At 59.5% G+C, this 24,209-nt stretch carries 23 protein-coding genes; 10 read left to right on the top strand and 13 right to left on the bottom strand.

Annotation, left to right across the window (positions count from 1 at the left end; genetic code table 11):
- Positions 1-179: 179 nt before the first annotated feature.
- Positions 180-1,106 carry a LysR family transcriptional regulator gene (locus JFT87_RS06255; RefSeq protein WP_201199763.1) on the top strand — a complete coding sequence of 309 codons (927 nt, stop codon included), beginning with the start codon at positions 180-182 and terminating at the stop codon, positions 1,104-1,106.
- Here JFT87_RS06255 and JFT87_RS06250 read toward each other — a convergent pair.
- The 10 genes from JFT87_RS06250 to JFT87_RS06205 form a co-directional block, all read right to left on the bottom strand.
- Positions 1,023-1,340: an AzlD domain-containing protein gene (locus JFT87_RS06250; RefSeq protein WP_010464672.1), complete on the bottom strand. Its 318-nt coding sequence runs from the start codon at positions 1,338-1,340 to the stop codon at positions 1,023-1,025. The genes JFT87_RS06255 and JFT87_RS06250 overlap by 84 nt on opposite strands.
- Positions 1,319-2,035, bottom strand: coding sequence for an AzlC family ABC transporter permease (locus JFT87_RS06245; protein WP_201199762.1), 717 nt, complete (start codon positions 2,033-2,035; stop codon positions 1,319-1,321). The genes JFT87_RS06250 and JFT87_RS06245 overlap by 22 nt, the downstream gene beginning before the upstream one ends.
- Positions 2,032-2,469 carry a GNAT family N-acetyltransferase gene (locus JFT87_RS06240; protein WP_201199761.1) on the bottom strand — a complete coding sequence of 146 codons (438 nt, stop codon included), beginning with the start codon at positions 2,467-2,469 and terminating at the stop codon, positions 2,032-2,034. The genes JFT87_RS06245 and JFT87_RS06240 overlap by 4 nt, the downstream gene beginning before the upstream one ends.
- A 13-nt stretch (positions 2,470-2,482) precedes the next feature.
- Positions 2,483-3,229, bottom strand: a complete 747-nt coding sequence (locus JFT87_RS06235) for a 2OG-Fe dioxygenase family protein (RefSeq protein ID WP_201199759.1) — start codon at positions 3,227-3,229, stop codon at positions 2,483-2,485.
- Between the two features lie 231 nt (positions 3,230-3,460).
- On the bottom strand, positions 3,461-4,747 hold the full coding sequence (locus tag JFT87_RS06230; RefSeq protein WP_201199757.1) for an OprD family porin: 1,287 nt from the start codon (positions 4,745-4,747) through the stop codon (positions 3,461-3,463).
- A gap of 295 nt (positions 4,748-5,042) precedes the next feature.
- Positions 5,043-5,711: a DsbA family protein gene (locus JFT87_RS06225; RefSeq protein ID WP_201199755.1), complete on the bottom strand. Its 669-nt coding sequence runs from the start codon at positions 5,709-5,711 to the stop codon at positions 5,043-5,045.
- Positions 5,712-5,981: 270 nt separating this feature from the next.
- Positions 5,982-6,194 carry a hypothetical protein gene (locus tag JFT87_RS06220; protein ID WP_123598111.1) on the bottom strand — a complete coding sequence of 71 codons (213 nt, stop codon included), beginning with the start codon at positions 6,192-6,194 and terminating at the stop codon, positions 5,982-5,984.
- Positions 6,195-6,438: 244 nt separating this feature from the next.
- The gene (aguA, locus tag JFT87_RS06215; RefSeq protein WP_201199753.1) at positions 6,439-7,545 is read right to left on the bottom strand and encodes an agmatine deiminase; all 1,107 of its coding nucleotides are present in this window, start codon (positions 7,543-7,545) and stop codon (positions 6,439-6,441) included.
- A 4-nt stretch (positions 7,546-7,549) separates the two neighbouring features.
- Positions 7,550-8,428, bottom strand: coding sequence for an N-carbamoylputrescine amidase (gene aguB / locus JFT87_RS06210; protein ID WP_201199751.1), 879 nt, complete (start codon positions 8,426-8,428; stop codon positions 7,550-7,552).
- Positions 8,429-8,718: 290 nt separating this feature from the next.
- Positions 8,719-11,631: an aminotransferase gene (locus tag JFT87_RS06205; protein ID WP_201199750.1), complete on the bottom strand. Its 2,913-nt coding sequence runs from the start codon at positions 11,629-11,631 to the stop codon at positions 8,719-8,721.
- Between the two features lie 166 nt (positions 11,632-11,797).
- Here JFT87_RS06205 and rfbC point away from each other — a divergent pair, with 166 nt between their 5' ends.
- The 4 genes from rfbC (at position 11,798) to JFT87_RS06185 (ending at position 16,091) form a co-directional block, all read left to right on the top strand.
- Complete coding sequence (rfbC, locus tag JFT87_RS06200; protein WP_201199748.1) at positions 11,798-12,343, top strand: dTDP-4-dehydrorhamnose 3,5-epimerase; 546 nt, start codon at positions 11,798-11,800, stop codon at positions 12,341-12,343.
- Positions 12,344-12,448: 105 nt separating this feature from the next.
- Positions 12,449-14,257 (top strand): sensor histidine kinase, encoded by a 1,809-nt coding sequence (locus JFT87_RS06195; RefSeq protein ID WP_201199746.1) that lies wholly within the window; start codon positions 12,449-12,451, stop codon positions 14,255-14,257.
- Complete coding sequence (locus JFT87_RS06190; protein WP_201199744.1) at positions 14,254-15,639, top strand: sigma-54-dependent transcriptional regulator; 1,386 nt, start codon at positions 14,254-14,256, stop codon at positions 15,637-15,639. Before JFT87_RS06195 ends, JFT87_RS06190 begins: the two co-directional genes overlap by 4 nt.
- Positions 15,636-16,091 carry a YiiD C-terminal domain-containing protein gene (locus JFT87_RS06185; RefSeq protein WP_201199743.1) on the top strand — a complete coding sequence of 152 codons (456 nt, stop codon included), beginning with the start codon at positions 15,636-15,638 and terminating at the stop codon, positions 16,089-16,091. Before JFT87_RS06190 ends, JFT87_RS06185 begins: the two co-directional genes overlap by 4 nt.
- A gap of 176 nt (positions 16,092-16,267) precedes the next feature.
- Here the strand turns inward: JFT87_RS06185 and cysQ are convergent, their stop codons facing one another.
- Both cysQ and nudE read right to left on the bottom strand, forming a co-directional pair.
- Positions 16,268-17,101 (bottom strand): 3'(2'),5'-bisphosphate nucleotidase CysQ, encoded by an 834-nt coding sequence (gene cysQ / locus JFT87_RS06180; RefSeq protein WP_201199742.1) that lies wholly within the window; start codon positions 17,099-17,101, stop codon positions 16,268-16,270.
- Positions 17,098-17,664, bottom strand: coding sequence for an ADP compounds hydrolase NudE (gene nudE / locus JFT87_RS06175; RefSeq protein WP_054047735.1), 567 nt, complete (start codon positions 17,662-17,664; stop codon positions 17,098-17,100). The genes cysQ and nudE overlap by 4 nt, the downstream gene beginning before the upstream one ends.
- 90 nt (positions 17,665-17,754) lie before the next feature.
- On the opposite strand from nudE, the gene yrfG reads away from it, so the two are divergent.
- Entirely contained in the window at positions 17,755-18,417 is a 663-nt protein-coding gene (yrfG, locus tag JFT87_RS06170; RefSeq protein ID WP_201199741.1) for a GMP/IMP nucleotidase, read from the top strand.
- Between the two features lie 131 nt (positions 18,418-18,548).
- On the opposite strand, the gene lysM is transcribed toward yrfG, so the two are convergent.
- Positions 18,549-18,989 carry a peptidoglycan-binding protein LysM gene (gene lysM, locus JFT87_RS06165; protein ID WP_201199740.1) on the bottom strand — a complete coding sequence of 147 codons (441 nt, stop codon included), beginning with the start codon at positions 18,987-18,989 and terminating at the stop codon, positions 18,549-18,551.
- Between the two features lie 137 nt (positions 18,990-19,126).
- On the opposite strand from lysM, the gene JFT87_RS06160 reads away from it, so the two are divergent.
- The 4 genes from JFT87_RS06160 (at position 19,127) to JFT87_RS06145 (ending at position 24,178) form a co-directional block, all read left to right on the top strand.
- Positions 19,127-20,014 (top strand): LysR family transcriptional regulator, encoded by an 888-nt coding sequence (locus tag JFT87_RS06160; protein ID WP_201199739.1) that lies wholly within the window; start codon positions 19,127-19,129, stop codon positions 20,012-20,014.
- Positions 20,015-20,162: 148 nt separating this feature from the next.
- Positions 20,163-21,002, top strand: coding sequence for a formate dehydrogenase accessory sulfurtransferase FdhD (fdhD, locus tag JFT87_RS06155; RefSeq protein WP_201199737.1), 840 nt, complete (start codon positions 20,163-20,165; stop codon positions 21,000-21,002).
- A complete protein-coding gene (locus tag JFT87_RS06150) occupies positions 20,999-23,347 on the top strand; it encodes an FdhF/YdeP family oxidoreductase (RefSeq protein ID WP_201199735.1) in 2,349 nt (782 codons plus the stop codon). Before fdhD ends, JFT87_RS06150 begins: the two co-directional genes overlap by 4 nt.
- Before the next feature lie 345 nt (positions 23,348-23,692).
- Entirely contained in the window at positions 23,693-24,178 is a 486-nt protein-coding gene (locus JFT87_RS06145) for a glycine zipper domain-containing protein (protein WP_201199733.1), read from the top strand.
- Positions 24,179-24,209 lie beyond the last annotated feature (31 nt).

Here is a 24,209-nt window from a genome sequence, read left to right as displayed (position 1 = left end):
TCACCCCCAAGTCACCAAAAACCCCGATCCTGTGTAAGCCTCCAGCCATCGGCTACGGAATCAATTCGCTACTAAAGCCGCGACAACTATGCTCAGGTGCAGGAATATAGCCGGCATAGGCGCCGGATAGGCCGCAAGGTACACAACAATTGCCAGCCCACTTTAGAGGGCATTACCCCATGGATAGCAGAACCTTACGCAACCTCATGCGCATCGTGCAGACCGGCTCGTTGTCGGCGGCGGCAGAGCATTCCTGTTTGACGGTGCAGGCGTTGGCCGCGCAGTTGAACAAGGTCGAAGAGCAGTTTGGTTTTCGCCTGTTTCGACGTTCCAACAAGGGCTTGACCTTGACCGCGCAGGGCACGGAGCTCACGCCGTATATAGACAAGGTCCTGGTCGCCACGCGGCAAATGGAAGAGAAAGTCACTGCATTGAAGGTGCCCGGTCAGCGCACGCTGAAGGTGGCGTTGAATACCACGCTGTCGGAGGATTTCAATCGGCGAATGATCGGACGCCTGTTTGAGGTGTTTCCTGACCATCAACTGGAATTCTCCTACGCCGAGTCGATGGAAAACCTCAGTAAGCTGAAGAACGAAGACTTCGATCTGGCCGTGCTGATCGGCCCGCAAAAGCCTGGTTTACCGAGCATTGTGCTGCCGGATGTGCACGTTCAGGTGGTCGGCGCTCATTGTGGCCAGGAGAACGACCCACTGGTGTTGCTGGGCGATAAGCTTCAGGTGCGTCCGGCGGACGATTGTCCGTATTCCCACAGCTTTTTGCGCTTTCTTGACGCGGGTCTGGGCAATTACGAAACCGGTCAACGGACGATTTATTCCTGCAGCGAGACCCTGACGCTGTCGCTGATCACGCAAATGGACGGCCTCGGCATGGTGTCTCGCGAGGCGGCCCAGCGTAACGGCTTGACCATTTTCCCGGGTTTCGAGGATTTCCTCGAAGTGCGGCTGGCGATCAACAACCCTGACTTGTCGGGTCAGGCGTTGAGTGATGTCGTCGATTTGCGCCTACATGAACGAGCCGAGCGCAATGTACGCAGCCGTCCCGACCGCCACACTCAGAAAGAGGTTTTTGCTGAAATACGCACATAACAACGTCGGAATCGCTGCATAGAATTCCGGGCGATCGAGCTGCACATGCTGGTCCTTGATTAACAAGGGCGTGAGGCTGATCGCAGCGACGATCGCCACTGGCAGGTATTCCAGCGCCCGGGCAACGAAGGGTGGCCAATGGTCGGTGTTCACTTGCAGCGGCAACGCGCGCGGCAGGAAGGTCACGGCCATCATCAGCACGACAACCAGAATCAGGAACGTTTGGTCAGGCATACACCCACCCCGCAGCCGACGAAAGTGGCAATAAACACATTAAACGGTGAGCTGCCGACCAGGCTGAGGGCGCCCATGCAGACGACCGCGGCCAGTGCGGCGATCAGCTTGTTGCGGGTGTTGCACAGTGACACCAGCACATAGAGCATCATCGCGGTCAGGGCGTAGTCGAGTTGATACTTGATCAAGTGCGACGCGTACTGCGCGCAGATCGCCCCGAGCAAACCGCCGAGCACCCACGAGGTGTGGCAGAACAGGTTGAAGCCGATCAGGTAGCGCACGTTGACCGGCGCTCCGCTGCCCAGTTTCACACTGTGGAAGGCGAACGATTCATCGGTCAGCCCGCCGGCATAACACCAGCGCTCGAAACGACTGAGCCCCAACGCCCGCAAGGCCTTGGCCATGTAGACCGACATCAGCATGTGCCGCGCGTTGATCAAAAACGTGGTGAGGATAATCGTGGTCAGCGAAGCGCCGCTGGAGATCAGCGCCAGCGCGGCGAACTGCGAAGCGCCGGCATACACAAACAGGCACATCGCGACCGGTAACCACACGGGCAACCCGGCGTTGACGGCCATCAAACCAAACACAAACGACACCGTGAAGTAGCCGGCCACTACCGGGCTGGCTTCAGCAAACGTGCGCGAAGGCTGCGGCTCGACCATCAGCGGCTGGCTGCTGGACGTCTCATTCATAGGTCCCTCTCAAATGTCGTTTCGCCGCGAGGCTCGCAAAAACCCTGGGCGGTCCAAAAGCGTTTGCCGGCAAGGTTAGCATCGTCGACGAACAGGAACATCCGCAGTACACCGACCCGTTTCATGTCCGCCGAAGCGGCTTCCACCAAGCGCTGGCCCACGCCTTGGGCGCGATACTGCGGGCTCACCGCCAAATGGTTGATGGTGCCACGGCTGCCGAGCATACCGCCCAGCACCGCGCCGACCACTTCGCCACTGAGGTCGAGCGCCAGGTACGCGGTGGTGGTCTTCTGCACCAACACACCGCGCAGGCATTTGGCGTCCTGCCACTCGCAGAACGACACTTCGTCGAACTGCCGGAAAAAGCGCTCCAGGCGCACAGCATCCTTTGCATTGGCCCGCCACATCATCACTGATGCAGAGGGGTTGTCCATGGGGTCGAGCTGTTCAGCGAACAATGTCGAAAGCGGTCCCGGGCCGCGAGAAGGAAATCGCCAGGATTTGCCGGTACGCCATGTCGTGGGAATGGGTATTTCGAGCCGGGGTCACGTAGTGGCGCATGTCGCGATCGAGGAAGAACGTGGTGTCGAGGATTTCCTGATAGGTCGTCGACGCCAGTTGCTCTTCGTGGGCGCTGTAGAGGCGGCTTTCGGCGCCGTCCACATTGTTACGTCCCCAGAAGTGCACACCGCTGAACGGGTAACCGTCGCAATGAATACCTTCAGGAGTGATTTCCAGTTGTTTGCCGGGTTTGATCTCAATGCGGATCTGATGGATCTGGCATTGCCAGATTTCATCGTGCAATTCCGGCGGCAGGACGTTTTTGTACACTTCAAAATCGATATCGATGAGGCTGCGCATCACCGGCGAATTGATCACTTCATCGGAGAAGTCCTGGAAGTGGCGAACCATTCCACCGACGTAGCTGTTGTTGGCTTTGGACTGAACATAGGCACGGTGCTCCAGCTGCTTCAAGTCGCGGGTCACCGGGTTGTATTCGAAGTCACTGTAGCGACGGAAACGCATTCCGGATTCGGACTGGCCGTAATAGCTGTCCGGCTCCATGTTTTCCCAACTTCTGGTCAGTCTGACGAAGTCGGCGAAATGACCGTAGAGATTGAAGTCACCACCCTGGACGTTGACAAATTTGTCGCGCCTTAGCGATTCGCCAACTTCTCTGTTTAAAACGATCATTACTAGTCTCCGCTGCATTTAGCGGCTCAATCTAGTATCTGCAGGATTTTCGGCCCATGAGAAAGAATTTCAGGCATATCAAGCGTTGCTTTAAACGCGGTAAAAAGATGCTTTGAATCGACTTTTTTATGCCAAAAGAGGCGTCTTTAGAACGTTTTTACAAAAAAATCAGCAAAAAAAAACCCCGAGCCAGTCGGGGTTTTTAGTGAGTTTTATCAACTCAGCCGATCATCAGAAGATGTTGATCGGGTAATCCACGAACACACGTACTTCGTTACCGCTGACGTTGTACTCGCTGGATTTCTGCGACACGCGCAGGATCGAGCTGCGCAGTTTCACGCTCAGGTCTTTGGCCGGGCCACTTTGCACGACGTACTTGAACTGGTTGAAGATCTCGCGCTCGGTCCCGCCTTCGCTGGTGGACGTGGTGATGTTGTCACCGCGCACATAGGCGAAGTTGTAGCTCAGACCCGGAACGCCGAAAGCGCCGAAGTCCAGGCCGTAGCCCAGTTGCCAGCTGCGTTCGTCTTCAGCATTGAAGTCGGACCAGTAAGAGTTGGACAGGTAGATGGTGTTGCCACCGTCGCCGACACGACCCTGGTCTTTCTGATAGCCGCCGTAGGCGTAGCCCAGGTTGCTGTCGCCAGTGCTGCGCTGGTGAGCAACGGTGAACGAGTGCGGGCCGGTGGCAAAAGTCGCTGCCAGGCTCCAGATCTTGTTGTCGTCGCCGGTGATACCGTTTTCACGGACGTAGGAATCGTCCAGCTTGGTGCGGTAGCCGTTGAAGTCCAGGGTCAGGGACTGATCCTTGTCGATCGGGAACACGTAATTGGCGTTCACGTATTGCTTCTTCAGCACGTCTTCGACGTCGGAAGCGTAAACCGCAGCCTTGAACTGTTCGGTGAACTGGTAGCTACCGCCCAATACGTTAATCGACTTCAAGCCACCACTGTCACGGCCTTCAGCGCTCTTACGCGATTCGGCGGTGAAGCGACCGGCGTTCAGCACCAGGCCCTGGATCTCTTTGGAGGTGATCAGCGTGCCGGTGTAGCTTTCTGGCAGCAGGCGCGAGTTGTCGTAGTTCAGCACCGGCAATTCCGGCATCTGGTCGCCGTAGGTCAGCGTGGTGCTGGACAGACGGAACTTGACCGCTGCGCCGCCCTTGGAAAGGTCGTTGGCCGGGCTGCCGCTGTCGCCCTTTTTGAAGAAATCGATACCTTGGGCACCGCTGCGATCTTCGCTGCGCTCCAGGTTAAGTGCGTACAGACCGAAAGCATTCACACCGACACCGACGGTGCCTTGGGTGAAACCGGACGAGAACGTACCGATGGCCGCTTGGCCCCACTCGGATTTATCCGGGTTGCCGTCTTTGTAATCACGATTGATGTAGGCGTTGCGCAGCAGCACTTTGAGGCTGCTGTCTTCAACAAAACCCTTGGATTCGGCCTGGTCGTTAGCCATGGCTTGTGTAGCGCTCAACATCCCCAGAGCGATCAGGCTGATTCGCTTGTTCAACATATTATTTTCCTTATTACCGGTTGATACGCGCTGTGCCGAACGGCTGAAACGGCGCTGTCGCGCTCTTTTTTCACCCAAAAACAAAAGGCCCGCCCACGAAAAATCGCGGCGGGCCTTTTATTGTTTTGTGAGTCGTGGCGGTCGGCCACAGGCGTTGGCGCGAATCCTATCCGCGCCCTTAACCCTGTGTCAATTTCATGAATCGTCTGTGAATAGGTGAAAAACGTCTAAGAAACATAAATTTAGCGCTGACTCCTTGCACGCAAATGCCCACTGTCAGTGAATACAGCGCCCGTCACACACATCCGTCGAGTCCACAAAGTGCTGATGATTTGCTTGTCCCATCGATGCTCATCGACTGTTTCAACCAATCGGCAAAGGCCTGCGGCTTGCCCAGCCAGGAACTGATGTCGAGCAGTTGGAACTGTCCGTTGTTTTCCAGAGCGAACGTTGGAAACCCCTGGCCGCCCAATTGAGCCAACAATTGGCGGCTGACTTTTATGTGCGCCTGGCTATCAACGGATTCAAACGCAATGTGGAAGTGTTCTTGTGCATAACCCATCTCCATCGCCAATTCCAACAGCACGGTTGAATCGGCAATTCGCCGTCCTTCTACATAGTGTGCAGTTTGCAACCGTCCCAGCATCTGCAGCCCGCCTCCGTTAATTGACTGCGCTGCCATGACGGCGGCAATCGGTGGCGTCGAATCGAAAACCGCGGAGTGATCGCGCAGCAATCCTTCGAAATAGGCCTCACCGAACGGCTGGCCGGTGTACTCGGCGATGCGCCGATCATGGGGCATCACATAGTTGCGCAATTGTGGCGAGACGATCTGGCGATTGGCGCCGCTCATCATCCCACCGCCATGGGCAATCACTGGCAGGACGGTTTGGGCCGCTTGCACCAACGGTTTTGCCCCGTAGCACCAGCCACACAACGGGTCGTAAATGTAATGAAGGATCATGGGAAGGCTCCGGCAAAGAAGTAGGAAAACTCGATGCCGGCAGACTAGTCCTCAGGCCGTTGCGGAAAAACGCCGGAATGGATTTCAGTCTGTTTCAAGAATCGGTCGAATGCCCGGGGTGACCGACAACCGCAACGACTTGAGCCCGAAGCGGACCCGACCAGACTCCACCCGCTCCCACAGTTGATCTCCAGTGATCAAAAAAATCTTCGCCCATAAAAAAGCGCCGCCTTCCCGGCAGCGCTTTTATCAATCCGTTGTTTTTCTTTTTTATCCTTCCATCACATCCCACAACGCTTCCAGCTCCGCCTCGCTGAATAAACCAGCGGGGTAGCGCTCGATCATCATCCGGCGCGGATCAGGTTCCCTGATCTGACGCGTTCCATTGGATTTCAACCAGTGCGCAAGGATCTGGAGCGATTCGCTATTGACTGCCAGGGGATGCAATGTCCGCTCGCTCACTACATTCACTTCGGCGTTCATTTCAGCGCTCTCTCCCGGTTTGTGAGCGGCTAACTTATCCAAGGTTTATGACAGAACATCGCAGCTCTCCCCTCCCTGTTTTGCACCATCACAGATACAAGAGCTGTGCCAATATTTCTTAGGTGTCGATGAGTGGATACAAAAAAGCCCGCAGTCCTGACGGGCTGCGGGCTTTCTCTCATGCGCTGTGCGGCAATTGCTGCCTGGTTGAATATGCAATCAACTCAAGCTGTTACAACCCCACTCACTCCTTGTGCGGCGCGGGCTGCTGTTGGGTAAGGCAGTGGATGTTCCCGCCTCCCAGTAACAGTTCGCGGCCCGGCACCATCACCACTTCGTGCTGCGGAAACAGGCCCTGAAGAATCTCTTTCGCCGGGCCATCCAGCGGGTCGTCGAAGCTTGGTGCGATGATGCCGCCGTTGACGATCAGGAAGTTCACGTAGGAACCGGCCAGACGAACGGTCGGATTGCGCTCCTGTGTGCCGTCCACCGGATCGACACCCGCGCACTCTTCCTCGGTTGCATACAGCGGCCCCGGAATCGGCATTTTGTGCACCGTGAATGGGCGACCTTTGGCGTCGGTGCTGCTTTCCAGCACTTTCATCGCCGCCTGGCAGCGCGGGTAGTTCGGGTCCTGCGGGTCATCGGTCCAGGCCAGCAATACTTCACCTGGGCGCACGTAGCAGCAGAAGTTATCCACATGACCGTCGGTTTCGTCGTTGAACAAACCGTCCGGCAGCCAGATGATTTTATCCACAGCCAGATTCGCGCTGAGCACCGCTTCGATGTCTGCACGGTTGAGGTGCGGATTACGATTGCGGTTGAGCAGGCATTCTTCGGTGGTGATCAGCGTGCCTTCGCCATCGACATGAATAGAACCGCCTTCGAGCACGAAGCCCTCGGTGCGGTAGCGCTGGCTGCGCTCGATCTCAAGGATCTTGCCGCCCACCTGCGAGTCACGGTTCCACGGCGAGTACAGACCGCCATCAAAACCGCCCCACGAGTTGAAGTCCCAGTTCACACCACGGACTTCACCACTGTTATTGATGACGAAGGTTGGGCCGGTGTCGCGGACCCAGGCGTCGTCGCTGGACATCTCGACAACACGAATATTCGGCACATCCAGACGGGCGCGGGCGTTTTCGTACTGACCGGCGGAAACCGCGACGGTCACCGGCTCAAAACGGGCGATGGCCTTGGCCACTGCGACGTGTGCGGTTTGCGCCGGTTTGCCACCCAGACGCCAGTTGTCCGGGCGCTCGGGCCAGATCATCCAGGTCTGGGTTTGTGCTGCCCACTCGGCCGGCATGTAGAAGCCGTCGGCGCGTGGGGTGCTGTGTAATGTGGTCATGGGATCAGGACTCCAGGGAACCGTCGAGGGTTTTGATCGCATTGTATAGGTTCGGGCGACGATCACGGAACGAGCCCCAAGCACTGCGGATGTGCTCCAGCTCGTCGAGGTCGAAACTTTGAACCAGCACGCCTTCTTCGGTCTGGTTGAGTTCCTGGACCTTCTCGCCAAACTGGTTGGCGATGAACGACGAGCCGTAGAAGGTAATGTCGTAGCCGTCCTGCTCTTCGTTGCCGATGCGGTTGCTGGCGATCAGCGGCATCAGGTTGGCGCCGGCATGGCCCTGTTGCACACGCTGCCAGTGGTCACGGGAGGAAATGGTCTTGTCGTGCGGCTCGCTGCCGATGGCGGTCGGGTAGAACAGGATTTCCGCGCCGAGCAACGCCATGCTGCGGGCGCACTCCGGGAACCACTGGTCCCAGCAAATGCCCACGCCGATTTTCGCGTAACGGGTGTTCCAGACTTTGAAGCCGGTATCGCCCGGGTTGAAGTAGTACTTCTCGTGGTAGCCAGGGCCGTCCGGGATGTGGCTTTTACGATAAATCCCGAGGTTGGCACCGTCGGCATCGATGATCGCGATGCTGTTGAATCGCGCGCGGCCGGCCAGTTCGTAGAAGCTGATCGGCAGCACCACTTGCAGTTCTTTGGCGACTTTCTGGAAGTGCTTGATGGCGATGTTGTCTTCGACGGTTGTGGCCAGTTGCAGGTATTCAGGGTTCGGTTTCTGGCAGAAGTACGGGGCCTCGAACAGTTCCTGGATCAGGATGATCTGCGCACCTTTGGCCGCGGCCTCACGGACCAGCTTCTCAGCGGTCTCGATGTTGGCTTCAAGGTCCCAGGAACAAGCCATCTGGGTAGCGGCGACGGTAACGATACGGCTCATGAATCATCTCCTGGGCAATTGCTTGAAGGTCGAGTGTGACGACGACCAATGACAGAAAGAGAAGCACCGGGCGTGGTTGATCACACCGTGGGCAATGGCGACTTTATAGCCGATAAATATCTGCTTTAAAAGCTGTTGATATGCCTTCTGTCTAAATTGACCCAGATAAAGCCGATAACAATCGAACTTAAACACCATCCTGCTCGCGATAGCGGTGGCCCAGTCAGCATCAATGGTGCATGTTCCACCGCTATCGCGAGCAGGCTCACTCCCACAATAGGGGTAGGTGTTTACAGGCCCTCTGCGAGCACCTTCGAGAGCATGTCGACAAAGAAATCCACGCTCTGGCGCGAGGTCACCATCGGTGGTTTGATCTTCAGGACGTTCAGATAATCGCCCGTCGGCTGCATGAAAATCCCCAGCTCACGCAACCGGTCACACAGCGCCGTGGTTTCTTCAGTCGCCGGCTCCAGGGTTTCACGGTTACGGATCAGCTCCACACCCAAGTAGAAGCCCGACCCATGTACCGCACCCACCAACGGATGAGTTTCGATCAGCGCTTCAAGCCGTTGCTTGAAATAGCCACCGACGACCTGTGCGTTCTCCCAAAGCTTTTCCTCTTCCATCACATCGAGCACCGCCATGCCGACCTGGCAACTGACTGGGCTACCGCCCGCCGACGAAAAGAAGTAACCCTCGGCCTCCAGCGCTTCGGCGATTTCCCGGCGGGTGATCACTGCGCCCAGTGGCTGGCCGTTGCCCATGCCCTTGGCCATGGTGATGATGTCCGGCACCACGCCCTGCTCTTCGAAGCCCCAGAAGAAGTGGCCCATGCGGCCGTAACCAACCTGTACTTCGTCGGCGATGCACACACCGCCCTGAGCGCGGACCAACGCATACACCTGCTGCAAATACCCAGGCGGCAACGAGATACCGCCGGCATTGCCATAAACCGGTTCGCAGATGAAACCGGCCAACTGGCGTTTCTGCTCGGCGATTTTCGCCAGGTTGTGTTCGACACTGCGCACATAGTCCGGCGCGCTGTCCGGGCCACGGAATTCGCCGCGATAGGTGTTCGGCGCAGTCACCGGATGCACCCAGTCAGGGCGGCTGCTCAAGGCTTTCGGGTTGTCGGCAATCGAGGTCGAGACCGCGTCCGCGCCCACCGTCCAGCCGTGATAGGCCTCGAGCACGCTGAGCATGTCCCGACCGCCGCTGTAGGCCCAGGCCAAGCGAATCGCCAGGTCGTTGGCCTCGCTGCCACTGTTGACCAGGAATACCCGGTCCATGGAATCCGGCGACAACTTCAACAGGCGCTCGGAGAACTCGGCAACCGCCGCGTAGTTAAACCGCGAGTTGGTGTTGAGCATCGACCACTGACGGCTGGCGACGGCAGCCATGCGTGGATGACCGTGCCCCAGCACCGCGACGTTGTTGAGCATGTCGAGGTAGGAGCGGCCCTGCATGTCGATCAGGTGATTGCGCCAGCCGCGCTCGATGCGTGGCGGGTCGACGTAATAGTGTTTTTGGGTGCGGGCGAAACTGGCGTCGCGACGGGCCAGCAATGTCTGCGAATCAAGCTCTGCTTCAGCGTCACAGGCCAGCCCAAGCAAGGCTGCGGGCGAAGGGCACAACGCTTGCCAGGCCGCCGCGCGTGACGGCGTACAAAACAACGGAGCGTTGAGCGAAGCCACACGGCTCAACTGCACGACCAAAGACCCGCTGACCGAACCCAGCACCTGACCTTTGACCAGCGCCGCACCGGTATGCAGCGACGGCGTGACGCCCCACAGACGCACGCTCAGTTGCGGGCCATCCAGTTGCAGCACACCCACTTCCGGCTGGTGGACGACACCGGCAAACGGTGACTCGACCGTCGTACCGTGGGGCACTCGTAGCTCGACGTGCAGCGGGCAAGTGTCCGGTTCTGCGGCACTGTCCGGCCGGGTACGGGACAAACGATATTGACCATAACGGCTAGCCGCCAAACCGTGGGCTGCCGCCGCTTCGGTCAGCAGACGCCGATCGATACCCGCTTGCTCCCAGTTACCAGCCTCGAAATGTGGACTGAGCACGCCCAGATCGATCAAGGCAAACTCGCACCCCACCAGACCCGGCAATAACGGCGCAAACCCTTCCCTGCCAATACTCGGCAGGCTCTGGCCGACGGCGGTCAGGATCGCCGCTTCCATCAGCGCCAACGGCACCGATGTAGCAACGCGGAAAATTTCCCACTCATGAGTGAGATTGTCGCGACTGTAGGCGTTGCCCGGATCGATGCTGACCTGCTGCTCGCCACTGAGCACCAGCACCGCCGCGCGGGCCACGATCAGCGGCCAGAGCGCCAGCAGCTCTTCATACTGCAACGGATTGACCGCGTGATAGGCCTGAACCGCCGGCAAGATGTAAAACGGATCGCCATCGGCGTGATGCAGCAGCGCCGCGCACGTCACCGACAGATCGGTAATGCGCCAGGTACGAATCAGATCGCCAAAATCGATCACCCCTTGCAACTGCCACTGGCGTTTTGAATCCCGCTGCCAGACCACGTTGTCATCGGTGATGTCCATATGAATTGCCTGCACCGGCAGCTTCGCCACTAACGGCAGCAAACGTCGTTCTGCCTGTTCGGCGGCCTCGGCAATCAACGCGCGTTGCTGATCATCCTGGATGACTGGCAACAAATGGGCGATCAATGCGTTGGCGTGGCGGGCGTCCCATTGAAGGGTACGTTCAAGGCCTGGATGGTCGAAAGCGGCCAAGGCCAGATCCATTTCGCCGCAGAGCCGGCCAAATCCGGCTACCACCGATCCCGGCAAGTAATCGAGGTGCGTCAACGACTGGCCTTCAATGTAATCCAGCAGCCGCATATGGACAGGCTGACCGCCGACTTCCAGCGAGAGCAGGTCTGCGCCATTGTTGGCTGGAATCACCCGCGGCACATCCACACCGCTATGTTCGGCCAAATGCTTGAGCCCTGCGTGCTGGGCCTGCAACTCGAGCGCCGAGTAGTCGCCACGACAAATTTTCAGGACGAAACGACCGCGATCGCTGTCGACGCGAAAGTTGAGATCCTGCTGACTGCCCAAGGGCTGCAATACCCCGTTCAACCCGTAATGTGCCTGCAACAGCTCTAGTGCTTGCTCCGCAGACACTTGCGGGCTGGGCAAACTGACACGGTGAAGCAACGTGGCGAGCGGCATACAACGACCCCTGAAATTTTATTAGGCGCTTATATCGCCACCGCTTGGAGCGAGACGCAACCCCCGCCCTGATCGGCGCAAAGCAAAAGACAATCGCAGGACTCGCACCGGACGGCACTTTGCGCAAGAATGTCGACACATCAATGTCCATTGCTGGAGAAACCCCATGAATGTAGTCACCACCGACCTGCCCGGTGTTTTGATCATCGAGCCCAAGGTGTTTGGCGACGAGCGCGGTTTCTTTTACGAAAGCTTCAACGCCAAGGCTTTTGAAGAAGCGACCGGCCTGAACACACAATTCGTTCAGGACAACCATTCGCGTTCGCAAAAAGGCGTGCTACGTGGCCTGCATTACCAACTGGAAAATACCCAAGGCAAATTGGTTCGTGTCACTGCCGGCGAAGTGCTCGACGTGGCCGTGGACATCCGTCGCAGCTCGCCGAACTTCGGCAAATGGGTGGCGGTACGTTTGTCCGCCGACAACCATCGTCAACTGTGGGTGCCAGAAGGTTTCGCCCACGGCTTCGTGGTGCTGAGCGAATTCGCCGAGTTCCTCTACAAGACCACCGACTACTACACCCCGTCGGCCGAGCGCAGCATTCGTTGGGACGACCCGGACCTGGGCATCGACTGGCAACTGGACGAAGCGCCAAAACTGTCGGGCAAGGACGCGGCCGCCGCGTTCTTCAAGGACGCTGACGTCTTTTCCTGAAACGCTGTCTGAAACTTCATTTCAACAGCACGCCGGCCCCGGTTACGCAGACTGCGCCCGCAACCCTAGGCATAATGCGCCTGTCCCCCCAGGCGCTAGATGCTCATGACTCCAACCCTCCCCCGCAGACCCCGCTGGCGCAGCCTGGCCCTGCTCGCGCTGTGCCTGGCGCCGTTGCTGTGGCCGCTGCAGCATCTGGCCGAGCGTTACTACCGTAGCGAGCTGGCCGGGCAGAACCGTCAGACCCTCGACCTCTACGTCGCCAACCTGCTGGGCACCCTGCACCGCTATGAAGTACTGCCACAGATTCTCGGCGACCTGCCCGCCCTGCGCGCCGTACTGGGCGCGCCCGACGATGGCGTCACTCAGGGCAACGCCAACCGCTTGCTGAAAAACATCAGCGCCCAGACCGGCGCCGAAGTCATGTACCTGATGGACACCACCGGCAAGACACTGGCGGCCTCAAACTGGGACAAACACGACAGTTTCGTCGGGCGTAATTTTTCCTTCCGGCCGTACTTCAGCGAAGCCATGGCCGGGCGGCTCGGGCGCTTTTTCGGGCTGGGCACCACCTCGGCCAAACGTGGTTACTTCTTCGCTGCCGCCGTACGCGAGGGCGAGAAAGTCGTCGGCGTGCTGGTGGTCAAGGTCGATCTCGATCACACCGAAAGCCTCTGGGGCAAAACCCCCGAACAACTGCTGCTGACCGATCACAACGGCGTGGTCATTCTCACGTCGCGGCCCGAGTGGCGTTTTCGCTCCACCCGCGACTTGAGTGATGAAGAGAACAAAGCCATCACCGCGATCCAACCCTACCCGACCCGCGATTCCAGGCCGTTGAAGCTCAACACCAACGCTTGGTTAACCCAGACCCAGCGAATCGAGGAAACCGGCTGGAGCGTCAGCATCCTTGCGCCCCGCACCCTGATCGACCGCCCGGTGCGCACGGTCGTGGCCATCGGTGGCGCGACGCTGCTGGTATTGATGCTGTTGCTCGGTCTGATGATGCAGCGCCGCCGCCATTATCTGGAGCGGATCGCCTTCGAAGCCAAGGCCCGCCGCGAACTCGAAGACCGGGTGGCCGAGCGCACCAGCGACCTTGAAGGCCTCAACCGACGCCTGAAACAGGAAGTGCTGGAACGCGAACACGCCCAGCAAGAACTGGTGCGCGCCCAGGATGACTTGGTACAGGCCGGCAAGCTGTCGGCACTGGGGACGATGTCGGCGAGCATCAGCCACGAACTCAATCAACCGCTGGCGGCGATCCGCAGCTACGCAGAAAACGCCGAAGTGTTACTCGATCATCAGCGCACCGACGATGCCCGCGGCAACCTCAAGCTGATCAGTGAACTGACCGGGCGCATGGCCTCGATCATTGCGCACCTGCGCGCCTTCGCTCGCCGCGATCGCCACGCCCCGGAAAGCGTCGCCCTGCAACCAGCGCTGGATGACGCCCTGGCGTTACTGGCCAAGCGTCGACGGAGCATGGAAGTCGAGCTGATCCGTGACCTGCCAGCCGCCACGCTGTGGGTCGAGGCCGGGGAAACCCGATTGCGTCAGGTGCTCGGCAACCTATTGGCCAACGCCCTCGACGCCCTGACCGAAAAAGGTCCGCCGCGCAAACTCTGGCTGAGTGCCCAATCCACCGCCGACGGCGTCAACCTGTACATTCGCGACAACGGCCCCGGGTTTTGCCTGGAAGCGCTGGGTCGCGCCGGCGAGCCCTTCTACACCACAAAGACCCGCACTCAGGGTCTTGGGCTGGGGCTGGCGATCTGCGACACCCTGATGCGCGCCTTCGGTGGTGAACTGTCGTTCGCCAACCATAAGGAGGGCGGCGCCCTGATTACCTTGAAGCTACGCGCAGGCGCACCCGGCGTGAGCCTGCAACCGTCCGAGGACCGAAGTGCATGACCATCGATAACCGCATCCAGGTCGTGTTGATCGACGATGATCCGCACTTGCGCCAGGCCTTGAGCCAGACCCTGGACCTGGCCGGCCTGAAGATCCTGCCGCTGGCCGAAGCCAAGGGCCTGGCCGGGCAACTGGAGCGCGACTGGCCGGGCGTGGTGGTCAGTGACATCCGCATGCCCGGCATGGACGGCCTCGAGTTGCTGAGCGAACTCCACGCCCAAGACCCGGAGCTACCGGTGCTGCTGATCACCGGCCACGGCGATGTTCCGCTGGCCGTGCAAGCGATGCGCGCCGGGGCCTATGACTTTCTGGAAAAACCTTTCGCCAGCGACGCCCTGCTCGACAGCGTGCGCCGCGCCCTGGCCTTGCGCCGGCTGGTACTGGACAACCGCAGCCTGCGCCTGGCCCTGAGTGACCGCAATGAATTGAGCGCCCGACTGGTCGGGCAATCGGCGCCGATGCTGCGTTTGCGCGAGCAAATCGGTGCACTGGCGGCGACCAGGGCCGACGTGTTGATACTCGGTGAAACCGGTGCCGGTAAAGAAGTGGTGGCCCGGGCGCTGCACGACTTGTCGAGTCGTCGTAACGGCCCGTTCGTGGCGATCAACGCCGGGGCGCTGGCCGAATCGGTGGTGGAAAGCGAGCTGTTCGGTCACGAGCCCGGCGCGTTTACCGGCGCGCAAAAACGCCGCATCGGCAAGTTCGAATTCGCCAATGGCGGCACGTTGTTCCTCGATGAAATCGAAAGCATGACCCTGGATGTGCAAGTGAAGCTGCTGCGCATGTTGCAGGAGCGCGTGGTCGAACGTCTCGGCGGCAATCAACTGATCCCGTTGGACATCCGCGTCATCGCCGCCACCAAGGAAGACCTGCGCCAGGCCGCCGATCAAGGGCGCTTCCGGGCCGACTTGTATTACCGGCTGAACGTCGCACCGCTGCGCATTCCACCGCTGCGCGAACGTGGCGAAGATGCACTGGTGCTGTTCCAGCATTTCGCCGACGAAGCCAGCACCCGCCACGGTTTACCGCCCCACGAACTGCAGCCGGGGCAACGGGCGCTGTTGCTGCGTCACGCCTGGCCGGGCAACGTGCGCGAACTGCAAAACGCCGCCGAACGCTTTGCCCTGGGACTGGAACTGGAACTGGACAACAGCGCTGCCGAAGGTGGTAGCGGCGCGACAGTTGAGGTCATCGACGGTGGCCTGAGCGAGCAGGTGGAAAACTTCGAAAAAACCCTGATTGCCGCCGAACTGGCGCGCTCTCACAGCTCGGTGCGCAGCCTCGCCGAGGCCTTGGGCATTCCGCGCAAGACCCTGCACGACAAACTGCGCAAGCACGGTCTGAACTTCGGCGACAGCAGCCACGGGGATGAAAACGAATGAGCACAGACAGTCGTTATCTGGAATCAATCCTGCACCACGACATCCCGCTCACCCGGGACATGGGCCTCAAGGTGCTCGACTGGCACGACCAGCAACTGCGCCTGCACTTGCCGCTGGACGCCAACGTCAATCACAAGAGCACCATGTTCGGCGGCAGCCTGTATTGCGGCGCCGTGCTGGCCGGTTGGGGCTGGCTGCATTTGCGTCTGCGTGAAGAAGGCATTGAAGACGGGCACATCGTGATTCAGGAAGGGCACATCAGCTATCCGCTGCCAGTGACGACCGATGCCACGGCAATTTGCCAGGCGCCGAGTGCGGCGGTCTGGAAGAAGTTTTTGGCGATGTATGAGCGCTATGGGCGGGCGCGATTGGTGTTGCAGACGCGAATCGTCAATGTCGGGAGTGATATCGATGCGGTGACGTTTTGTGGCCAGTATGTTTTGCACCGCTGACAATCAAAAGCCCCTCACCCTAGCCTTCTCCCGGAGGGAGAGGGGACTGACCGGGTTGTTCTCTCGATTTGCATCGACCTGAGATATCGAGTCGAACTCAGGTTTTGAAGCGCATGAAGATCGGCTCCCTCTCCTGGAGGAGAGGGCTGGGGTGAGGGAAGTCTGGATCAGCTCACTTAACCCCGCGCCAACTCCAACAACTTCGCCCGCCACGCAGCCTTCGCCGGCAACGCCAAAAAGAACTCATTCAGCAGAGATTCCCGCGCCGGATAACTAAACGGCGCACCACTCAAATCCAGCACCTCACCGCCCGCCCCTTCCAGCACACCTTGCGCCGCCGCGGTGTCCCACTGAGACGTCGGCGCCAGGCGCGGATAACAATCCGCCGCCCCTTCCGCCAACATACAAAATTTCAGCGAACTGCCGAAGTTCGCCAATTGCAGCTCACCCAGGCTCTCACTCAACCCCGCCAGCAACCGCTCCTGTTCAGGGCTGGAATGTCGACGACTGGCGACCACGGTAAACGCCTCGCCCGCCGCCGGTACGTCGCGAACCTGAATCGGCAACGGTGTTTCGCCTGCATCACCCCGCCACGCCCCCAACCCGGTGCCACCGACATAGAAACGCCCGTTGGTCGGCATCGACACCACGCCAAACACCACGCGGCCCTGCTCGATCAGCGCGATGTTGACGGTAAATTCTTCACTGCCGGAGATGAACTCTTTGGTCCCGTCCAACGGGTCCACCAGCCACCAACGCTGCCACCCGGCGCGTACGCTTTGGGGGATGTTGGCGTCTTCTTCGGAGAGTATCGGAATGCTCGGATCCAGCGCGGTTAGCCCATCCACGATCACATGGTGAGCTGCCAAATCAGCCGCCGTCACCGGCGAGCTATCGGACTTTGCAGTAACAGCAACGTCGTTTCGCCAAAACGGCAGGATCGCGTCACCCGCCTTCAATGCCAGTTCAACCACTGGCGCCATCAACGGATGGGGAAAATTCAAATTCATGGCAAAAACACCCCACGTTGGGTCAATAAGTCTCGGGCCAGATACAGCGCCGCCAAGGCACGGCCCTCAGTGAATTGCGGGTTCTGGGCCAAGGCCGACAACTCACGCAGGTTGACCTTGTCCACCCGCATCGGCTCGGGCTCGTCACCCTCAAGGCTTTCTTCGTACAGATCGGTGGCCAAGACCACCTGGATCTTCTGGCTCATGTAACCGGGCGACAACGACAACTCGGTCAGATGCTCCAACTGCCGTGCGCCATACCCGGCCTCTTCCTTGAGCTCGCGTTCGGCGGCGGCCAGCACGTCTTCGCCGGGTTCGATCAAGCCTTTAGGCAAGGACAGTTCGTATTCATCGGTGCCGCCGCAATACTCTTCGACCAGCACCGCGTGATCGGCATCGAGCATCGCCACAATCATTACCGCGCCATACCCGGCACCCTTGCCGACCAGACGTTCGTAAGTGCGCTCCACGCCATTGGAAAAGCGCAGCTTGAGCTCTTCGACGCAGAATAAACGGCTGGTGGCGACGATCTCGCGGGCGAGTACGGTGGGTTTCTGGCGCATAGACGGCTCCTTGGCGTGAACGCGTTACTATACCCGGCCTATCCTGATTGTTTACCTCGGATATCTTTTTTACCGCTGGAGAAGTTCTTTATGTCCCTGCTGCCCTGGCGCGACATCGACACTGTTCTGCTGGATATGGACGGCACGCTGCTGGACCTGCACTACGACAACCATTTCTGGATGGAACACCTGCCGCAGCGATATGCCGAGTTGCACGGGGTGAGCCGGGCCATGGCGGAAATGGAGTTGCAGCCACTGTTCGAGCGTAACGCCGGCCAGTTGCAGTGGTACTGCCTGGATTTCTGGAGCGCCGAGCTGAAAATTCCGGTGCGCGAGCTGAAGCTGGAAACCGCTCATCTGATTGCCCTGCGCCCGGATGCGGATACGTTTCTGGCGGCGATCAAACAGGCTGGCAAGCGTGTGGTCATGATCACCAACGCGCATCGTGATTCGCTTTCGTTGAAGCTGGAGCGAATTGAACTGGCGCCGTATTTCGAGCGGTTGATCAGCTCGCATGATTACGGTTTCGCCAAGGAGAACCCGCAGTTCTGGGATGCCTTACAGGCAGATATCGGCTTTGACCCGGCGCGCAGCCTGTTTATCGACGATACGTTGCCGATCCTGCGCAGTGCGCGCAATTTTGGTGTGGCGCACTTGTTGGCCGTGCGTGAGCCCGATAGCCGTAAAGGGCCGAAGGACACGGCGGAGTTTGCGGCGGTCGAAGACTACCGCGACCTCATCTGCAACCTATGAACATCCATTGTGGCGAGGGGATTTATCCCCGTTGGGCCGCGTAGCGGCCCCCTGTTTTTTCACTTGAAGAAGCAAGGGGACTGCTACGCAGTCCAACGGGGATAAATCCCCTCACCACAGGATCTTGCAGATTATTCAGGAATCCGCAACGACTGCCCCGGATAGATCTTGTTCACATCCTTGAGCATTGGTTTGTTGGCGTCGAAGATTTTCTGATACTTATTGGCGTCGCCGTACACACGCAGGGAAATTTTACTGAGGCTGTCGCCCGCCACGACCGTGACAAACTTCGCGGCCACCACCACCGGCCCGGTCACGGTGATCTGATCGTCCACACTGCCGACGCCGGCGATATTGCCCACGGCCAACAGAATCTTTTCCTTCTCTTCCTGACTTGCGACTTCACCGGTGACAGTGACCTTGTCGCCATCCACCGTGGCCTGCACATTCGGGTTACCCAGGCCGACGTCTTTGATGTGCGCTTTCAACTGATCACTGGCATTAGCGTTGCCCGGTGTCAGCAAATCAAGAAGCTTTTCGCCTGCTTCTTTCACAAAGCTCAAAATGCTCATGGTGCACTCTCCTTGGGGTTTAGTTTCCAGACGCAAAAGCCTAGACCAAGGTTGCAAGACTCGGTTCCAACCCGACCAATGACGTCGATCCGCCGCAAGCGCTAAAATCCCCGCCCTAACCGCGCCCTGGAGCGAAGATGGACATCAAGCAGCTCAAATTCCTCATCGCCCTCGACGAAACCCGGCACTTCGGCCAGGCCGCCGCCCGCTGTCACATCACTCAGCCGACCCTGTCCATGCGCCTGCGCAGCCTCGAAGAAGAACTCGAGCTGCCGCTGGTCAATCGCGGCCAGCGCTTTGAAGGCTTCACCGCACCGGGCGAGCGGGTGCTGGCCTGGGCTCGTACAGTGCTGGCGGCTTATGACGGTTTGCAGGCCGAGGCGGCAGCCTGTCGCGGCAATCTGGTGGGTACGTTGCGGTTGGGCGTGGTGCCGCTGTCGAGTTTCGATCCGTTGCCTTTAATGCAGCGCCTGCACGCCGAACACCCGAACCTGCGCTTCGAACTCTCGGCGCTGAGTTCCGAACAGATCCTCGAACAACTGGCGAACAATCGGCTGGACCTCGGCGTGTCCTACCTGGAGCGTCTCGACGGTGAACGCTTTGACTCCCTGGCCTTCAGCCAAACCCGAATGGGGTTGCTCTACGACCAGCGCTTTTACACGTTCGGCGAGGCGCCGCTGAGTTGGGAGTCGCTGATTGAGTTGCCCCTGGGAATGCTTACCAGCGGCATGCACTTTCGCCAATCCATCGACCACAACTTCCACAGCCGCGGGCTGACGCCACAGCCGTTGTTGCAAACCGATGCGGTCCATCAATTGTTACAAGCCGTGCACGGAGGGTTCTGCTGCGCCGTGATGCCGTTGGACGGCGGCCTCGAAAACCTTACCGACCACCTGCGCCTACAACCTATCGAAAACGCTCAAACCCTCGGCCGGCTGGGGCTGATCATGCGCCGTAGCGCCCCGCGTTCAGCCTTGGCGGAAGCCTGTTTCGCGATTTATCAGAAATCGCTGATAGAGTCTTGATCGACGGCATCTATCGGCGGATCAGTATTAGCGATTAGACGCGACATGTTGACGCGCCTAGTCTTAGGGGGCGTTCTCAATGAGTTTCCACGCTGCGCAAACCAATTAAGAACGCCCCTAAAGCTGTCCAAACCGTCGGTGATGCCCCATGAACGCCAAGCGCCCAGTCTGCGCGGCGCCCGCCCTCGAAACGCCCGCGCCCGCCGCCAGCCAGACCTACAGCTACAGCACGCTCCAATACACGGAATCGGACAGCACCGCGCTGGCCGAGGAAGTCGCCTTGGCGATTGCCTTTAATGGCATCAGCCAGGCTGTGATGCTGGTCACCCCGACCGATCTTGAAGACTTTATCGTCGGCTTCAGCCTCGGCAGCGGCATCATCGAAGACGCAACCGACATTTATGACCTGCAACTCAGCGGCTCAGGCTCGGCGCAGTACGCGCAAGTGACCATCGCCAACCGCGCTTTCTGGAACCTCAAGCAGCAACGTCGGCAACTGGCCGGCACCAGCGGCTGCGGGCTCTGTGGCGTGGAAGCGGTCGAGCAAGCACTGCCCAACCTCAAAGTATTGCCCGGCGCACCGTTGCCACCCGCCGAATGGCTCGATGGCCTGCGCCAGCGTATCGGCGCGTTCCAGCCGCTGGGCCAGCATTGCGGCGCGGTGCATGCGGCGGTGTTCATGAATGGCCAGGGCGAGTTGCTGCTGGGCCGTGAAGACATCGGCCGGCACAACGCCCTCGACAAGCTGATCGGCGGGTTGATCCGCCAGAACATCCCGACGGCTGGCGGCCTGGCGATTGTCACCAGCCGTTGCAGCCTCGAACTGATCCAGAAAGTGCTGCGCGCAGGGATTCAAACCCTCGTCAGCCTGTCGTCGCCCACGGGCCTTGCCGTGCAATGGGCCCGTCGCCACAACCTCAATCTCATCCACCTGCCGCAGAAAAGTGCACCGCGGGTCTACAGCCCAGCGATGGAGAATCAAGCGTGAGCCAACATCAACAAGCCGACCAGAAACCCGTCCCCCGTTACAAGCCCTATAAAGGCGCGGCCGGTGGCTGGGGCGCGCTGGCCAGTGTTGCCCGGGCCTGGTTGACCAGCGACAACGCGCTGAAAAACCTGCGCATGATGCTCAAAACCAACAAGAACGGCGGGTTCGACTGCCCCGGTTGCGCCTGGGGCGATTCCAAGGAAGCCGGCATGGTGGCGTTCTGCGAGAACGGCGCCAAAGCAGTGAACTGGGAAGCGACCAAACGCCGTGTAGACGCGGCGTTCTTCGCCAAGCACAGCGTCAGTTCGCTGCTGGATCAGAGCGACTACTGGCTTGAGTATCAGGGCCGCTTGACCGAGCCGATGAGCTACGACGCCGAAACCGATCGCTACAAACCAATCAGCTGGGAAGACGCCTTCGCCCTGATCGGTAAACACCTGCAAGGGCTGTCGAGCCCGGATCAGGCCGAGTTCTACACCTCGGGCCGCGCCAGCAACGAAGCGGCGTACCTCTATCAGTTGTTCGTGCGTTCTTTCGGCACCAACAACTTCCCCGACTGCTCGAACATGTGCCACGAAGCCAGCGGTGTGGCGTTGGCGCAAAGTGTCGGCGTCGGCAAAGGCACCGTGACCTTCGACGATTTCGAACATGCGGATGCGATTTTTGTCTGGGGCCAGAACCCCGGCACCAACCACCCACGGATGCTCGAACCCCTGCGTGAAGCGGTGAAACGCGGCGCCCAAGTGGTGTGCGTCAACCCGCTCAAAGAGCGTGGCCTGGAACGCTTCCAGCATCCGCAGCATCCGATTGAAATGCTCACCAACAGTGACAAACCGACCAACACTGCGTACTTCCGACCTGCGTTGGGCGGCGACATGGCGCTAATGCGCGGCATGGCGAAATTCCTGCTGCACTGGGAGCGCGAAGCGCAGCAGACCGGCCAGCCTTCGGTGTTCGATCACGACTTCCTCAATGAACACAGCGCCAACGTGCTGGAATACCTGGGCGCCATCGACGACACGCCGTGGGCGCAGATCGTCGAGCAGTCCGGCCTGACCCTGGTGGAAGTCGAGCAAGCGGCGCGCATGTACGCCAAGGGCAAGAACGTCATCATGTGCTGGGCGATGGGCATCACCCAACACCGCCACTCGGTAGCGACCATCCAGGAAATCGCCAACCTGATGCTGCTGCGCGGCAACATCGGCCGGCCGGGCGCAGGCCTTTGCCCGGTGCGTGGCCACAGCAATGTGCAGGGCGACCGGACCATGGGCATCAACGAGCGTCCGCCGGTGGCGTTCCTCGATTCCCTGGAGCGACGCTTCCAGTTCAAGGTGCCGCGTGAAAACGGCCACAACGTGGTCGAAGCGATTCACGCCATGGCCGATGGCCGCGCGAAAGTATTCATCGGTCTGGGCGGCAACTTCGCCCAAGCCACCCCGGACAGCCCACGCACGTTCCAGGCCTTGAGCAATTGCGACCTGACCGTGCAGATCAGCACCAAGCTCAACCGCAGCCACCTGGCTCACGGTAAAGACGCGCTGATCCTGCCGTGCCTGGGCCGAACCGACATCGACATCCAGACCGAAGGCCCGCAAGCGGTGACCGTGGAAGACTCGTTCAGCATGGTTCACGCCTCCAACGGTCAGTTGCAGGCGCTGTCGAACCAGATGCGCTCGGAGCCGGCGATCATTGCCGGCATCGCTGCCGCGGCCCTGGGCAGCAAACCGGTGGACTGGAACTGGCTGGTGGCCGATTACGCACGCATCCGCGACCTGATCGCCGACACCATTCCGGGCTTTCGCGACTTCAACGAGAGGGTGAAGAATCCGGGTGGTTTCTACCTCGGCAACAGTGCCGGTGCCCGCAAGTGGAACACCCCGTCGGGGCGGGCCAATTTCCGCCCGAACATCCTGCCCAAGGATCTGGTTCATGAGCGCACGCGCGCCACGGGTATTTTGCCGGATCTGATCATGCAGTCGATGCGTTCCCACGATCAGTACAACACCACGATTTATGGTCTTGATGACCGTTATCGCGGGGTGAAGGGTCAGCGGGACGTGTTGTTTGTGAACGAAGCCGACATCATTCGCCTGGGGTTCAAACCGGGGCAAAAGGCTGACATCGTTTCGATCTGGGACGATGGCCGTGAGCGTCGGGTGAAGGGCTTCACGCTGCTGGCGTTTGATATTCCTGCCGGGCAGGCCGCCGCGTATTACCCGGAAGTGAATCCGCTGGTGCCACTGGAAAGTACCGGGGATGGCAGCCATACACCGACGTCGAAGTTTGTGGCGATTCGGTTGGAAATGGCGAGCGAGACTGGGCTGATTATGGCCAAATCTGCTTAACCGGGCGCTTCCACTGGCCCTTTCGCGAGCAGGCTCGCTCCCACATTGGATCGCGGTTCATTGGTATGAACGCGGTCAACTGTGGGAGCGAGCCTGCTCGCGAAAGCGGTAGGACATTCAATACATCTCTGCGCACTTGTACTTTCCAATCGCCCACAAAAAAGGCCGTTTCTGCATTGAAACGGCCTATCCGAAGTAACTAAAGACTGGCGAAAAATACTTAAGTTCCGCCCTAAAAACAGTAACTTATAGAATTGTGTACAAGTCGTGTTACTCGTCGGATTTCGATTGTCACAACTATGACACAGCCTCAGGATCGCGCCGTCATCCCCTTGAGGTTCCTCTATGAAGTTCTCCTCGATTCTCTTGTTGTCCCTTAGCCTGGCCAGTGGTTTCGCTTCTGCTGGAGGCACTGCTGAAGCAGGTGTGGGCGGCGCATTGGGCGGGGTTTTGGGCTCGGTCGTCGGTCAGTCACTAGGCGGCAATACAGGTTCCACCATTGGCGCGGCCTTGGGCGGTGCCGGTGGTAGTGCCGTTGGCGCCGACAGACACAGCCGTGGCCAAGCCGCCATCGGCGGTGCGTTGGGCGCAGCCGGCGGTAACGTGGTCGGCCGCAGCATGGGCGGCACCACCGGCAGCCTGATCGGCTCCGCAGCCGGCGGCGGTGCGGGTGGCGCGCTGGGTAACTACATGGGCAACTCGAGCCGCGAAGATGATCGTCGTTCGTATCGTGGCCATGATGATCGTCGCTACTACCGTGATGACGACCGTCGTCACCGTGGTCATGCCTATGGGCATCGCAAGCATCACAACTACTATCGCCACCGCTGATAGCTGATTGGCGACAGGTAGATCGAAAGAT

Origin of the sequence: Pseudomonas sp. TH15 (assembly GCF_016651105.1) — a bacterium.
Taxonomy (GTDB): domain Bacteria; phylum Pseudomonadota; class Gammaproteobacteria; order Pseudomonadales; family Pseudomonadaceae; genus Aquipseudomonas.
This window is presented reverse-complemented; position numbering and strand designations above follow the sequence as displayed.

Excerpts from the sequence above, each read along its gene's own strand:
- nudE (WP_054047735.1), bottom strand. The coding sequence starts at position 17,664 with ATGCGCCAGAAACCCACCGTACTCGCCCGCGAGATCGTCGCCACCAGC.
- yrfG (WP_201199741.1), top strand. The coding sequence starts at position 17,755 with ATGTCCCTGCTGCCCTGGCGCGACATCGACACTGTTCTGCTGGATATG.
- JFT87_RS06145 (WP_201199733.1), top strand. The coding sequence starts at position 23,693 with ATGAAGTTCTCCTCGATTCTCTTGTTGTCCCTTAGCCTGGCCAGTGGT.
- JFT87_RS06235 (WP_201199759.1), bottom strand. The coding sequence starts at position 3,229 with ATGATCGTTTTAAACAGAGAAGTTGGCGAATCGCTAAGGCGCGACAAA.
- JFT87_RS06205 (WP_201199750.1), bottom strand. The coding sequence starts at position 11,631 with ATGCCGCTCGCCACGTTGCTTCACCGTGTCAGTTTGCCCAGCCCGCAA.
- aguB (WP_201199751.1), bottom strand. The coding sequence starts at position 8,428 with ATGAGCCGTATCGTTACCGTCGCCGCTACCCAGATGGCTTGTTCCTGG.
- JFT87_RS06225 (WP_201199755.1), bottom strand. The coding sequence starts at position 5,711 with ATGATCCTTCATTACATTTACGACCCGTTGTGTGGCTGGTGCTACGGG.
- rfbC (WP_201199748.1), top strand. The coding sequence starts at position 11,798 with ATGAATGTAGTCACCACCGACCTGCCCGGTGTTTTGATCATCGAGCCC.
- JFT87_RS06195 (WP_201199746.1), top strand. The coding sequence starts at position 12,449 with ATGACTCCAACCCTCCCCCGCAGACCCCGCTGGCGCAGCCTGGCCCTG.
- JFT87_RS06240 (WP_201199761.1), bottom strand. The coding sequence starts at position 2,469 with ATGGACAACCCCTCTGCATCAGTGATGATGTGGCGGGCCAATGCAAAG.
- aguA (WP_201199753.1), bottom strand. The coding sequence starts at position 7,545 with ATGACCACATTACACAGCACCCCACGCGCCGACGGCTTCTACATGCCG.
- JFT87_RS06220 (WP_123598111.1), bottom strand. The coding sequence starts at position 6,194 with ATGAACGCCGAAGTGAATGTAGTGAGCGAGCGGACATTGCATCCCCTG.
- lysM (WP_201199740.1), bottom strand. The coding sequence starts at position 18,989 with ATGAGCATTTTGAGCTTTGTGAAAGAAGCAGGCGAAAAGCTTCTTGAT.
- JFT87_RS06160 (WP_201199739.1), top strand. The coding sequence starts at position 19,127 with ATGGACATCAAGCAGCTCAAATTCCTCATCGCCCTCGACGAAACCCGG.
- JFT87_RS06230 (WP_201199757.1), bottom strand. The coding sequence starts at position 4,747 with ATGTTGAACAAGCGAATCAGCCTGATCGCTCTGGGGATGTTGAGCGCT.
- fdhD (WP_201199737.1), top strand. The coding sequence starts at position 20,163 with ATGAACGCCAAGCGCCCAGTCTGCGCGGCGCCCGCCCTCGAAACGCCC.
- JFT87_RS06250 (WP_010464672.1), bottom strand. The coding sequence starts at position 1,340 with ATGCCTGACCAAACGTTCCTGATTCTGGTTGTCGTGCTGATGATGGCC.
- JFT87_RS06245 (WP_201199762.1), bottom strand. The coding sequence starts at position 2,035 with ATGAATGAGACGTCCAGCAGCCAGCCGCTGATGGTCGAGCCGCAGCCT.
- cysQ (WP_201199742.1), bottom strand. The coding sequence starts at position 17,101 with ATGAATTTGAATTTTCCCCATCCGTTGATGGCGCCAGTGGTTGAACTG.
- JFT87_RS06190 (WP_201199744.1), top strand. The coding sequence starts at position 14,254 with ATGACCATCGATAACCGCATCCAGGTCGTGTTGATCGACGATGATCCG.
- JFT87_RS06185 (WP_201199743.1), top strand. The coding sequence starts at position 15,636 with ATGAGCACAGACAGTCGTTATCTGGAATCAATCCTGCACCACGACATC.
- JFT87_RS06255 (WP_201199763.1), top strand. The coding sequence starts at position 180 with ATGGATAGCAGAACCTTACGCAACCTCATGCGCATCGTGCAGACCGGC.